This is a genomic window from Aureimonas sp. AU12, assembly GCF_001463705.1.
GTDB lineage: Bacteria > Pseudomonadota > Alphaproteobacteria > Rhizobiales > Rhizobiaceae > Aureimonas.
In genome coordinates this window covers 103308-115258 of the sequence record NZ_BBWH01000015.1, presented here as the reverse complement: position 1 = coordinate 115258, position 11951 = coordinate 103308, and the positions used below count along the sequence as shown (strand labels likewise).

Annotated in this window: 13 protein-coding genes; 11 read left to right on the top strand and 2 right to left on the bottom strand. The window is 69.6% G+C overall.

What is annotated here, in order from left to right; all coding sequences use genetic code 11:
- Positions 1–57: 57 nt before the first annotated feature.
- Positions 58–1716 carry an alpha/beta-hydrolase family protein gene (locus AUL33_RS06405; protein WP_062205381.1) on the top strand — a complete coding sequence of 553 codons (1659 nt, stop codon included), beginning with the start codon at positions 58–60 and terminating at the stop codon, positions 1714–1716.
- A 99-nt stretch (positions 1717–1815) separates the two neighbouring features.
- On the opposite strand, the gene AUL33_RS06400 is transcribed toward AUL33_RS06405, so the two are convergent.
- Positions 1816–2475: an RraA family protein gene (locus tag AUL33_RS06400; RefSeq protein ID WP_062205375.1), complete on the bottom strand. Its 660-nt coding sequence runs from the start codon at positions 2473–2475 to the stop codon at positions 1816–1818.
- 17 nt (positions 2476–2492) lie between these two features.
- Positions 2493–3701, bottom strand: coding sequence for an aspartate transaminase (locus tag AUL33_RS06395; protein WP_062205372.1), 1209 nt, complete (start codon positions 3699–3701; stop codon positions 2493–2495).
- A gap of 135 nt (positions 3702–3836) precedes the next feature.
- Here AUL33_RS06395 and nac point away from each other — a divergent pair, with 135 nt between their 5' ends.
- From nac to AUL33_RS06345, 10 genes are all read left to right on the top strand, one after another.
- Positions 3837–4772, top strand: a complete 936-nt coding sequence (gene nac, locus AUL33_RS06390; RefSeq protein ID WP_062205368.1) for a nitrogen assimilation transcriptional regulator NAC — start codon at positions 3837–3839, stop codon at positions 4770–4772.
- Positions 4773–4878: 106 nt separating this feature from the next.
- On the top strand, positions 4879–5322 hold the full coding sequence (locus AUL33_RS06385; RefSeq protein ID WP_062205363.1) for a biotin/lipoyl-containing protein: 444 nt from the start codon (positions 4879–4881) through the stop codon (positions 5320–5322).
- Between the two features lie 5 nt (positions 5323–5327).
- Positions 5328–6680: an acetyl-CoA carboxylase biotin carboxylase subunit gene (accC, locus tag AUL33_RS06380; protein WP_062205359.1), complete on the top strand. Its 1353-nt coding sequence runs from the start codon at positions 5328–5330 to the stop codon at positions 6678–6680.
- Entirely contained in the window at positions 6677–7336 is a 660-nt protein-coding gene (gene pxpB, locus AUL33_RS06375; RefSeq protein ID WP_062205355.1) for a 5-oxoprolinase subunit PxpB, read from the top strand. Before accC ends, pxpB begins: the two co-directional genes overlap by 4 nt.
- Complete coding sequence (locus AUL33_RS06370) at positions 7333–8337, top strand: biotin-dependent carboxyltransferase family protein (RefSeq protein ID WP_062205352.1); 1005 nt, start codon at positions 7333–7335, stop codon at positions 8335–8337. Before pxpB ends, AUL33_RS06370 begins: the two co-directional genes overlap by 4 nt.
- Positions 8338–8393: 56 nt before the next feature.
- Entirely contained in the window at positions 8394–8810 is a 417-nt protein-coding gene (locus AUL33_RS06365) for a biotin/lipoyl-containing protein (RefSeq protein ID WP_192843147.1), read from the top strand.
- 10 nt (positions 8811–8820) lie between these two features.
- On the top strand, positions 8821–9588 hold the full coding sequence (locus tag AUL33_RS06360) for a LamB/YcsF family protein (protein ID WP_062205346.1): 768 nt from the start codon (positions 8821–8823) through the stop codon (positions 9586–9588).
- A 140-nt stretch (positions 9589–9728) separates the two neighbouring features.
- The gene (locus tag AUL33_RS06355; protein WP_062205341.1) at positions 9729–10496 is read left to right on the top strand and encodes an SDR family oxidoreductase; all 768 of its coding nucleotides are present in this window, start codon (positions 9729–9731) and stop codon (positions 10494–10496) included.
- Positions 10493–11194, top strand: coding sequence for an amino acid ABC transporter permease (locus AUL33_RS06350; protein ID WP_062205337.1), 702 nt, complete (start codon positions 10493–10495; stop codon positions 11192–11194). The genes AUL33_RS06355 and AUL33_RS06350 overlap by 4 nt, the downstream gene beginning before the upstream one ends.
- Positions 11195–11197: 3 nt before the next feature.
- Positions 11198–11947, top strand: coding sequence for an amino acid ABC transporter permease (locus tag AUL33_RS06345; protein WP_062205333.1), 750 nt, complete (start codon positions 11198–11200; stop codon positions 11945–11947).
- Positions 11948–11951: the final 4 nt, after the last annotated feature.

The following is an 11951-nucleotide window of genomic DNA, read 5'->3' as shown; positions in this document are numbered from 1 at the left end:
CCCCAGCCCCGCCACCCCCAGCAAGGAGTCCGGCCCATCTCGTCGTCGATCCTCCCGGTGCTCCGCAAGGCAGCCGGCCGCTTCGTCCACTCGCTCTGCGGCACGGGGCTCTGGCTCGGCACGCTGTTCTTCGCGGGCTCGTTGACGCCGAGCCTCGTGCCGCGCGACGCCCTGCTGCAGGGTGTCCTGTCGGGCCTCGTCTTCTCCGTCGGCTACGGGCTCGGCGCGCTGCTGCGTGCGCTCTGGCGCTTTCTGCAGCTTCCGAATTTCGACGAGGGGCGGCGCGGGCGCTGGCTGAAGGGAGCGGCCGCGGCGACCTGCATCGGGATCGCCGCGCTGTTCCTCTGGCAGGCCTCGGAATGGCAGAACTCCGTTCGCCTGCCGATGGGTCTCGACCCCGTGGAAAGCGCTCGGCCGGCTCTGGTCGGCGTGGTCGCCGTGATGGTGGCGCTCGCCTGCCTCGGCCTGGCGCGCCTGTTCCGCGCCGTCGCGCGCCTTGCGGCCAACGTCGTCGACAACATCGCGCCGCGCCGCTTGTCGGTGCTGGCAGGCCTCGTCATCGCCGCCCTCCTGTTCTGGGGCCTCGCCAGCGGCGTCGTTCTGGAGGCGGGCATCCGCGCGTTGGATTCCAGCTATGCCAGCCTCGACGACCTCGTGGACGACGAACTCGAGCTGCCCTCGGACCCGATGAAGGCCGGAGCCACGGCCTCGCTCCTGCGCTGGGACGATCTTGGCCGCATGGGACGGCGCGCCGTGGCCGCCGGTCCGACGGCAGCCGAGATCGCGGGCTTCACCGGCGGGCCGGCGCTGGAGCCGCTGCGCGTCTATGTCGGACTGAACTCGGCGCCCTCGATCGAAGAGCGGGTGGAACTCGCGTTCCAGGAGATGCTGCGGGTGGGCGCCTTCGAGCGCGCCGTCCTCGTCGTCACGACGCCCACCGGCACGGGGTGGCTCGATCCGGCGAGCCAGATGCCGCTGGAATATCTCCATCGCGGCGACGTCGCGACCGTGGCCGTCCAATACTCCTATCTCGCCAGTTGGCTCGCGCTGATGGTGGAGCCGACCTATGGCGCGGATACGTCAGAGCTCCTGTTCCACCGGGTCTACGACCACTGGCACACGCTGCCGAAGGAGACGCGCCCCCGCCTCTATCTCCACGGGTTAAGCCTCGGGGCTCTCAATTCCGACCTGTCGGTCGACCTCTTCGACGTGATCGGCGATCCGTTCCAGGGGGCTCTGTGGAGTGGACCGCCCTTTCCGAGCCGCACCTGGCAGAAGGCGACCACCGAACGCCAGCCGGGCACGCCCGCTTGGCTGCCGCGCTTTCGCGACGGCTCGGTCATTCGCTTCACGGGAACCGAGGGTGCTGCCGAGGACGCCGCGGCCCCCTGGGGTCCGCTGCGCATCGTCTTCCTGCAATATGCGAGCGACCCGATCACCTTCTTCGAGAGCGGTTCGGCGTGGCGCGCGCCCGACTGGCTGGCGACGCCGCGCGGACCCGACGTGTCATCCGAGCTTCGCTGGTACCCGATTATCACGTTCTTCCAACTCGGCCTCGACATGGCGCTCGCCACCACGACGCCGATGGGGCACGGCCATGTCTATGCACCCGAGCATTATGTGGATGCCTGGATCGCCGTGACCGAGCCGACGGACTGGCCGGCCGATCGCATCGAAGCCCTCAAGAGGCATCTTGCGGCGTTGGTCGAAGCCTGACGCCCACGGCCTCCCGCCGTCGTGCGATGGCAGGAGGCGGCAAGGCCCGTTCAGGATGGCGCGGCGCGAACCCGCGTCGTGTCAGCCCGGTCGTGCGTTCTAGTTGACGGCGCGTGCTTCCAGCTGATCGACGAAGGATCGGTCCCAGCGGTTTTCGCGGATCGCCTGCATCGTCGCCTCTTCCTTGGCGTGCTGCGCGAGGGCGCCGGCGATCGCGGCCTCGGCGTCTTCGGGAGCAAAGGCCAGGAGCCCGTCCTGGTCGCCGACCACGATGTCGCCGGGACGCACCACGAGGCCGCCGACGCTGACGGGCACGTTGATCGCGCCGGGACCGTCCTTGTAGGGGCCGCGATGCGTGTGGCCGCGCGCATAGACCGGGAAGGTCCGCTCGCCCAGCTCGGCGATGTCGCGCACGGCGCCGTCGAGCACCATGCCGGCCATGCCGATCGAGGCGGCGAAGAAGGTCATGATGCCGCCCACCAGCGCGTTGGCGGTCTCGCCATCGGCATCCACCACGAGGACGTCGCCCTCGCGGCACTGGTCGAAGGCGCGCAGGATCGCCAGGTTGTCGCCGCCGCGGGTGCGCACCGTCACTGCCGTTCCCGCCATCGCGGACGGCTTGTGGTAGGGCCGCAGCTGCGAGGTGCCGCGGTCGCGGTGAAGCTGGTCGCTGAGGAGCGCCACCGGGATCTCGCGCAGGCGCCGCAGGAGATCGGCATCGACGGCCGACGCGTTCGGGTTCTTTTCGATCGAGGGCATCAAGCGTCTCCGTCGGGTCAGGCGAGGTCGCCGACGGCCTTGGCGATGCGCGCCAGACCGTCCGCGAGAATGTCGAGCGAGGTCGCGATCGACAGGCGGAAATAGGGGGACAGGCCGTAGGCGGTGCCTGCCACGACCGCGACGCCGACACTCTCCAGAAGATACAGGACGACGTCGCCGTCCGTCTCCAGCACCTTGCCCTCGGGCGTGCGCTGGCCGATGAGGCCGGCGCAGTTGACGAAGAGGTAGAAGGCCCCCTCCGGCAGGCGGCAGGACAGGCCGGGAATGGCGTTGATACCGGACGCCATCGCGTCGCGTCGCTCGCGGTAAACGGCGAGGCTCTGCGCGACGAAGTCCTGGCTTCCGTTCAGGGCTTCCACCGCGGCGGCCTGGCTGACTGAGCAGCTGTTGCCCGCCGACTGCGAGGTCAACGTGTCCAGCGCGCGGATCAGCTCGCGCGGGCCGGCGGCCCAGCCGATGCGGAAACCCGTCATCGCATAGGTCTTCGAGACGCCGTTGATCGCCAGCGTGCGCTCGCGCAGTTCGGGCGCGGCGGAGAGGAGATGCGGCGCGGTTCCGCCCTCGAAGCGGATGTGCTCGTAGATGTCGTCGGTCATCACCAGCACGTCGGGGTGGCGGGCAAGGACGTCGGCGAGCGCGCGGTATTCGCCGGCCGAGTAGGTGGCGCCGGTCGGGTTGGACGGCGAGTTGAGGATGAGCCACCGGGTGCGCGGCGTGATCGCCGCCTCCAGCTGCGCAGGCGTCAGCTTGAAGCCCTGCTCCTCCGAGCAGGCGACCGCGACCGGCTTGCCGTCGCAGGCCAGCGCCATGTCGGGATAGGACACCCAGTAGGGGGCGGGCACGATCACCTCGTCGCCCGGCTCCAGCGTCGCGGCGAAGGCGGTGTAGATCGCGCTCTTGGCGCCGTTGGTGACGATGATCTCGTTGAGGGCGTAGGTGAGGCCGTTCTCGCGCTTGAGCTTGTCGGCAATCGCCTGGCGCAGTTCCACCGTGCCGGGGAGGGCGGTGTAGCGCGTGGCGCCGGCATTCATGGCGCGGGCGGCGGCCTCGCGGACGTGGGCCGGCGTGTCGAAGTCCGGCTCGCCGACGACGAGGCTGACGATCGAGCGTCCCTCGCGCTTCAGCTGGTTGGCCCGGTCGGCGGCCGTGGAACTCGGCGAGGGCTTGATGCGCTGGACGCGCTCGGCGACATGGATCGAGGTCACGGTGTGGTCATCCCGGCTGGCAACTGTCGCAGGGACGCTATGCTCAGCCGATGCGCGAGGCTAAGACGAGTTGGCTCTGCCTTGATAGCGAACGCTTATGGCTGGGCGAGCCGGACGCCATGCGGGGGAACACGGATGAACCTCAGACGGCTGCAGTATTTCGTGAAGATCGTCGATGTCGGCAGCCTGACGCAGGCCGCCGACATCCTGCATGTCGCGCAGCCCGCGCTCAGCCAGCAGCTCGCGACGCTGGAGGGCGAGGTGCGCCAGCAGCTTCTGCTGCGCACCAAGCGCGGCGTGACGCCGACGCAGGCCGGCGACGTGCTCTACCGCCATGCCCAGGTGATCCTGCGCCAGTGCGAGCAGGCGATGACGGAGATGCGCGCGGCCGGCCGCGAGCTGTCGGGCTCGGTGTCGGTGGGGCTGGCGCCCGGCACGGCCGCCGCAGGGTTGGCCCTGCCACTGATCCGGGCAGTGCGGGCGCGCCATCCCGGCATTCTCCTCTATCTTAACGAGACCTACGGCACGACCCTGTCGGAACTCGTCATGAGCGGGCGCATGGACCTCGCGGTGCTGTATGGCGGGCGGGTCGCAGTGCATGGCCTCGCCTTCCGCCCGCTCCTCTCCGAGCGCCTGTTTCTCGTCGGGCCGGAGACGATGGCGGCGCCCTCGGCCGGTTCGGTGCGGCTCTGCGAGATCCTCGCGCACGAACTCTACATGCCGCGCCCCTACAACGTGGTGCGCAAGATGGTGGACGATGCCTGCGCCGGGATCGGCGTGGCGCCGCGCATCGTCGCCGAGATCGAGTCGGACGGGACCTTGACGGCGGTGCTGGCCGAAGGGCTGGGCGCGACGATCCTGCCCGAGGCCATGGCACGCCAGCTCGTCGCCTCCTGCGACGCCTGGGCCCGGCCGATCTGCGAGCCGGCCATCGAGGCGCCGCTGGCCCTGTGCGAGAGCGACCATCTGCCCTTGTCGGAACCGGCGCAGGCGGTGAGGGACATCCTCCTCGAGCTCGCCGCCGAACTGCCGGGCTTCGCCGCGGCGGGCGTCGGTGCGCCGACACCATAAGATGCCCTTATCCACCAAGAGACAAACCGTCTTGGAAGCGTCTTCCCCCGCTCGATAACCTCGCCCGACCAAGGACGCCCTGTGCGGCGGGACGAGTGGGCAGACGATGGACATCGACGAGATCAAGGCCCTGATGCAGGCCATGGCCGCCTCCGACCTCACGAGCCTTGAGGTGACCCGGAACGGCTGGACGCTCCGTCTGACCCGCGGCAACGAGGCCGAAGGGGCGGCGGTGGGGTCGATCGCCGGCCCGCACGGGGCCATGGTGCCTGCCGCGCCGGCACTTGCGCAGAAGTTCACCGCCAGGCCCGCCGCCGACGCGAACGTGCGCTCGCCGCTCTCGGGCGTCGTCCATTTCCGCCCGGCGCCGGACGCAGCCCCCTTCGTGGAGGCCGGGGGAACGGTCTCGGTCGGCGATGTCCTGTGCCTCGTCGAGGCGATGAAGATGTTCAACGAGGTGCGGGCCGAGCGGGCCGGCACGGTCGAGGCGCTGCTTGCCGCGCCCGGCGCGGAGGTCGAGGCCGGCCAGCCGCTCCTGCGGATCGCGTGAGCGCCATGGTCCGCTCCCTCCTCATCGCCAATCGCGGCGAGATCGCCCTGCGCATCCAGCGCGCAGCCCGCTCGCTCGGCCTCGCCACGATCGCCGTCCATTCGGAGGCCGACCGCGACGCACGGCACGTGGCGCTCGCCGACAAGGCGGTCTGCATCGGGCCGGCCCCGGCGGCGCGCTCCTATCTCGATCCCGCCGCGATCCTTCTGGCGGCCGAGGCGACGGGGGCCGATGCCGTGCATCCCGGCTATGGGTTCCTGTCGGAGAACGCCGATTTCGCCGAGAGCTGCGCGGCGGCCGGCCTCGTCTTCGTCGGCCCCGATGCGCAGGCGATCCGCATCATGGGCGACAAGGTTGCGGCCAAGCGCGCCATGCGCCGCGCCGGCGTCCCCTGCGTCCCCGGTCCCGACACCGGACTTCCCGACGATCCGGACGCGGTGCGCCGCGTCGCCGCCGAGATCGGCTATCCCGTGATCCTCAAGGCGGCCGGGGGCGGGGGCGGGCGCGGCATGCGTGTCGTCGACGGCGAGGCGGGGTTGCTCGACGCCCTCGCCCTGACGCGCGAGGAGGCGCGGCGGGCCTTCGGCAATCCCGAAATCTATGTCGAGAAGTTCCTGACCCGGCCGCGCCACGTCGAGATCCAGGTTCTGGCCGATCGGCACGGCAACGCCCTCTGGCTCGGAAGCCGCGATTGCTCGCTGCAGCGCCGGCACCAGAAGGTGCTGGAGGAGGCACCGGCGCCGGGGCTCGATCCCGCTCTCGTCGCCGAGGTCGGGGAGCGCTGCACGCAGGCCTGCCGGCAGATCGGCTATGTCGGGGCCGGCACGTTCGAATTCCTCTACGAGGACGGCGTCTTCTCCTTCATCGAGATGAACACGCGGGTGCAGGTCGAACATCCGATCACCGAGGAGACCAGCGGCATCGACATCGTGCGCGAGGGCATCCGGGTGGCGCTCGGGCATCCCCTGACGATCCGACAGGACGAGATCGTGGCGCGCGGCCACGCCTTCGAATGCCGCATCAATGCCGAGGACCCGGAGACCTTCCGGCCGTCTCCGGGCTGGGTGACGCGCTTCGACATGCCGGGCGGCCCCGGCATTCGCGTCGACACCCACATGGTTCCGGGCGCGCGCGTGCCGCCGTACTACGATTCCCTCATCGCCAAGATCATCGCCCACGGCCCGACGCGCGAGGAGGCGCTCATGCGCCTGCGCATCGCCCTGTCGGAGGCGCGAGTGGAGGGCGTCGCGACCAACCTGCCGCTGCACCGGCGGATCGTCGACGATCCCGGCTTCTGCGCCGGGGGCGTCGACATCCACCATTTGGAAAAGCTCCTGAAGGGCGGAGATCACGCATGAGCGCCGGCCAGCCCGTCATCAGCCTACTCGGCACCACCGCGCTCCTGTTCGAGGCGCCGGGCGAGACCTCGCTCGATCACCAGCAGCGCATCTGGTCGTTGGCGAGGGAGGCCGAAACCTGGCCGGAGGTGCGCGAGGCCGTGCCCGGCGTCAACAATCTCCTCGTCAGCTTCCGGGGCGTGCCGCGCCGCGTCGAGCCGCTGGAGATGCGGCTCTGCGAGGCCTGGGCGACGGCGGACCTCCTTGCGCTCGGCGGCCGCGTCATCGAACTGCCGGTCACCTATGGCGGTGAGGGCGGGCCGCACATGGCCGACGTCGTCGCTCATACGGGGCTGGATCTGGACGAGATCGTCGCGATCCATTCGGCGCCGGTCTATCCCGTCTTCGCGCTCGGCAGCCATCCCGGCTATTGCTATCTCGGAGGCATGGACCCGCGGATCGCGACGCCCCGGCGCCGGGTTCCGGTGGTGAAGATCCCTGGCGGCGCCGTGTCGATCGGCGGCGCGCAGACCGGCGTCTCCGCCTCCGACGGGCCGAGCGGCTGGAACACGATCGGCTCCACGCAGATGCGCTTCTTCGATCCCTCGCGCGATCCCCCGGTGCTGCTACAGCCCGGCGACAGCATCGCTTTCACGGTTCGGGAGATCCGGCTTTGATCGAGATCCTCTCGCGCACCGCGCTCGCCAGCGTCCAGGATCTCGGCCGGCTCGACGCGTTTCGCTGGGGTGTCGGCCTGTCCGGCGCCATGGACCCGCTGGCGCTTGCCTGCGGCAACATCCTCGTCGGCAACGAGGACGGGGCGGCCGGGGTGGAGATGCAGGTCTTTCCCTTCGCGCTGCGCTTCACCGCCGATACGCTCTTCGCCCTCACCGGGGCCGATTGTGCCGCCAAGCTGAACGACGCGCCGCTTCTGCCCTGGAGCCGCTGCACGGCCAAGGCCGGGGATGTCGTGACCCTTGGATACCCCCAAGCCGGGCGCTGGCGCGGGGCGCGGGCCTATCTCTGCGTCGCCGGCGGCATCGATGTCCCTGAGGTGCTCGGCTCCCGGTCGACGCAGTTGCGCGGCACCATCGGCGGGCATGAGGGGCGCATGCTGCGAGAGGGCGATCAGCTGCCCGTCGGCGTCAAACCCGGCAGCGAGGGAAGGGCGCTGGCGACCGTTGTCGAACTCGGCCTCGTGCCGCCCGGGCTTGCCCTGCCGCTCGACATCGACGGATGTCCGGCCGTGCGCGTCCTCCCCGCCGCCGAATACGAGCGGTTCACCTCGTCCTCGCTCGAGGCGTTCTGGCGCGAGCCCTTCCGCATCACGCCGCAAAGCGACCGCTACGGCTTCCGGCTCGCCGGCCCGAACCTCGACCCGATCGCGCCGATGGAGCTTCGCTCGCACGGCATCGTTCCCGGCGTCATCCAGGTGCCCCATAGCGGCCAGCCGATCGTCCAGATGTGCGAGGGCCAGCCCTCCGGCGGCTATCCCAAGATCGGCACCGTGATCGAGGCCGACCTCTGGCGCCTCGGCCAGATGCCGATCGGCACGCACTTCCGCTTTCTGCGGACCGACTGGGACGGCGCGCTCGAAGCGCTCGACGAGCGGCAGCGCTGGCTCACGGAAACGCGGCGCATCGTCGGCTTGGCGACGTCCTGGAGCGCGGGGCGATGATCCCCGCGGCTTCGAACCCGACGGTATCCGTCCTCGAACCCAAGGCGTTGCCCCCGATGACCACGCCTCTCGACCACATTCCCCTGCTGGCCGCCTGGCTCGCCGAGACCGGGCTGGACTCGCTCGATCTGTCGGGCCCGGAGGGGAGCGTCAGCCTGCGCCGAGGCTCCAGCTCAGCGCCGGGGCTCACGCCCGCTCCGACGCCAGGGGATAAAATCGACGGCGCGGCCGAAACGTTCGTCCGATCGCCCGGCATCGGCGCCTTCCTGCGCGCCCATCCTCTGCGGGACGAACCCTTGGTGGAAGACGGCGCGACGGTCGAGGCCGGACAGATCCTGGCGCTCCTGCGGGTCGGCGCGGCGCTGTTTCCGGTTCGGGCGACCGCGAGCGGTGTCCTCGCCGCCGTCCTGCGGGAGGAGGGCGCGCTGACCGGCTACGGCGATCCGCTCTTCGACATCCGACCGTCCCTCTAGAGGAGCTTCCATGCGGATCGATCTGAACGCCGATCTCGGCGAGGGTTTCGGCCCCTGGCGCATGGGCGAGGACGAGGCCCTGCTGGGCGTCCTGTCCTCGGCCAATGTCGCCTGTGGCTTCCATGCCGGCGACCCGCTCATCATGGAGCACACCGTGAAGGCGGCGCTGGCGCGCGGCGTCGATATCGGCGCCCATGTCGGCTTTCCCGATCTTCAGGGCTTCGGGCGCCGCCGCATGGACCTGCCCGCCGAGGAACTGGCCGCCATCGTCACCTACCAGCTTGCGGCGCTCGCCGGCATCGCCAGGACCTCTGGGCACCGCATGACCCACATGAGCTTTCACGGCGCGATGGGAAATCTCGCGGCTGCCGAGGCGACGGTGGCCGATCCGCTCGTCGAGGCCGTTGCCCGCTTCGACCCCGACCTCACGATCGTCACCTCGTCCAGCCGGGCGATCGAGGGCGCGGCGGCCCGCTGCGGACTGCGGACCGCGATCGCCTTCCTCGCCGACCGCGCCTATCACGCCGACGGCCTCCTCGTGCCGCGCCGGCTGGCGGGGGCGGTGATCCACGACGAGGACGCCGTGCTCGATCGCGTTCGTCGGCTGGTGGGGGAGGGCGTCGTCATCACCCATGAGGGCGAGCGCCTGGCGATGAAGGCCGACAGCATCCTCGTCCACGGCGACACCGCCGGCGCCCTCGATCTCGCCCGCGCCATCCGCACGACGATCGAGGCGGCGGGCGGCAAAGTGGTGCCGGTATCGCGCCTCGGCCGCTGAGATCTCGCGCATCTGCACAAATCGTTAGCGCGGTGCAGCAATAGGCATAAGCCGGTCTTATCGCTCCACAGCCAATCCGTCTTGGCCCCGGCCCTCCACTCTTCGGTAAGCTCCGGGCAACAGTTTGGAACCCAAGTCCCATGCCATTCTCTGACTATCAGACCGCTCTCGTCACCGGCGCTTCGTCCGGCATCGGCGCCGCCGTGGTGGAGCGTCTGGCCCGTGAGGGATTGACCGTCCACGCTCTGGCGCGCAGCGCCGAGCCGTTGCAGGCGCTGGCCGCGAAGACCGGCTGCATCCCGCATGCGATCGACGTCACCGACCGGGCCGCGCTGCGCGCTCTGACCGACGAGGTCGCCTTCGACATCCTCGTCAACAATGCCGGCGTCGACCGTCCGAAGAAGTTTCTCGAGGCCGACGAGAGCGACATCGATCTCCTCGTCGACGTCAATCTTCGCGCGGTCCTCCACCTCTGCCGCATGGTCGTGCCGGGCATGGCGGCGCGCGATCGCGGCCATGTGGTCAACATCTCCTCGATCGCCGGCAACTACAATTTCGGCGGAAACTCGACCTACCACGCCACGAAGGCGGGCGTCGCGATGCTCTCCAACCAGCTGCGCATCGACACGTTTGGCCGCCGCGTGCGCGTCACCGAGATCTGCCCGGGCCGGGTGGCCACCGACATCTTCGCCCATGTCCACGGCGACAGCCCCGAGATCCGCGAGCGCTTCCTCGACGGGTTCGAACTGCCGAACGCGGGCGACATCGCCGACGCCATCGCTTTCGCCATCGCCGCGCCCGTCTCGATGAACATCGGCCACATGGAGATCACGCCGACGCTGCAGGTCATGGGTGGGCTGCAGACCGCCCGGCCCGCGACCGCCGGCGGCGACCCGGAGGCGCAATGAGCGGTTTCGACATCGCGGCGGTTCTTTCCAATCCCGAATTCTTCTGGATGCTGGTCTATGGCCTCCAGCTGACCTTCGTGATCGCGGCCGGCTCTTGGACGCTCGCCATGAGTCTGGGCTTCCTGCTCCTGGTGATCCGGCAGATCCCGGGGCCCATCGCCGACCGCGCGGTTGCCGCCTACGTCTCCTACCACCGCAACGTGCCGACCCTCGTGCAGCTCATCCTCTGGTATTTCGGCATTTCCAGCCTGCTGCCCGAGGCGATGCAATACTGGCTGAGCGACCACAATGCGGAAGCGATCTTCGCGGTGATCGCGCTCGGCCTCTGCCAGGCCGCCTATTTCACCGAGGATCTGCGCTCAGGGCTACGCGCCGTGCCGAAGGGACAGATGGAAGCCGCCCGCGCGCTCGGCCACGGGCATGTCTCCTCCATGCGCTCCATCCTGTTGCCGCAGGCCGTGCGCAACGCGCTGCCCGCGCTCGTCAATCACTCGGTCTCGCTGTTCAAGAATTCCAGCCTCGCCATGGCCATCGGCGTGTCGGAACTGACGCATGCCGTGCGCGAGGTCGAGAACCTCTCCTTCCGCACCTTCGAGGTCTACGCCATCGCGACCATCGCCTATCTCGTCTGCTCGCTGGTCATCATGGCGATCGGGGCGGGGCTGATGAAGCGCGCGGCGATCGTGGGAGCGCGCTGAGCCATGATCGCCAACGTCGTCGCCATCGTCCAGGAGAACTGGCTTCTCCTCCTCGTCGGGCAGTATCCGAACGGGCCGCTGGGCGGGCTCGCCTCGACCTTCATCCTGTCGGTCTTGAGCATCGTCCTCGCCTTTCCCGTCGGCATCCTCCTGGCGCTCGCCCGGCTGTCGCCCTGGCGCCTCGTCTTCTGGCCCGCGACGGGTTTCGTCTACGTGGCGCGCGGCGTGCCGCTCCTGATGCTGATCCTCTGGGTCTACTTCATGGTGCCGCTCCTCATCGGGCGCAACGTTCCGGGCTTCGTCACCATGCTGGTGACGCTCGTCCTCTACGAGGCGGCGTTCCTCAGCGAGATCATCCGCGCCGGCATCCTGTCGCTCGGCCGCGGGCAGATGGAGGCGGCCCGCTCCCTCGGCCACAGCCACTTCAGTGCCATGGCCTACGTTATCCTGCCGCAGGCCCTCTACAACATGCTGCCCAGCATCCTCAGCCAGTTCGTCTCGACCATCAAGGAAACGACGCTCGGCTACGTCATCAACGTGCCGGAGCTGACCTTTGCGGCCAACCAGATCAACAACCGCCTGCTGACGCAGCCCTTCGAGGTCTTCTTCATCCTGGCGGCCGTCTATTACGTGATCTGCTGGAGCCTGACGAAGGTCGCCACCACGCTGGAGCGGCGGATCGCCGACAAGCGCGCGGGACCGCGCCGCGCCGCGCCCGAATTGCGCCCCCAGGCGCTCACCGCCGAGCTTTGAGAAG

Excerpts from the sequence above, each read along its gene's own strand:
- AUL33_RS06385 (WP_062205363.1), top strand. The coding sequence starts at position 4,879 with ATGGACATCGACGAGATCAAGGCCCTGATGCAGGCCATGGCCGCCTCC.
- AUL33_RS06345 (WP_062205333.1), top strand. The coding sequence starts at position 11,198 with ATGATCGCCAACGTCGTCGCCATCGTCCAGGAGAACTGGCTTCTCCTC.
- accC (WP_062205359.1), top strand. The coding sequence starts at position 5,328 with ATGGTCCGCTCCCTCCTCATCGCCAATCGCGGCGAGATCGCCCTGCGC.
- AUL33_RS06355 (WP_062205341.1), top strand. The coding sequence starts at position 9,729 with ATGCCATTCTCTGACTATCAGACCGCTCTCGTCACCGGCGCTTCGTCC.
- AUL33_RS06360 (WP_062205346.1), top strand. The coding sequence starts at position 8,821 with ATGCGGATCGATCTGAACGCCGATCTCGGCGAGGGTTTCGGCCCCTGG.
- AUL33_RS06400 (WP_062205375.1), bottom strand. The coding sequence starts at position 2,475 with ATGCCCTCGATCGAAAAGAACCCGAACGCGTCGGCCGTCGATGCCGAT.
- nac (WP_062205368.1), top strand. The coding sequence starts at position 3,837 with ATGAACCTCAGACGGCTGCAGTATTTCGTGAAGATCGTCGATGTCGGC.
- AUL33_RS06365 (WP_192843147.1), top strand. The coding sequence starts at position 8,394 with ATGACCACGCCTCTCGACCACATTCCCCTGCTGGCCGCCTGGCTCGCC.
- AUL33_RS06350 (WP_062205337.1), top strand. The coding sequence starts at position 10,493 with ATGAGCGGTTTCGACATCGCGGCGGTTCTTTCCAATCCCGAATTCTTC.
- pxpB (WP_062205355.1), top strand. The coding sequence starts at position 6,677 with ATGAGCGCCGGCCAGCCCGTCATCAGCCTACTCGGCACCACCGCGCTC.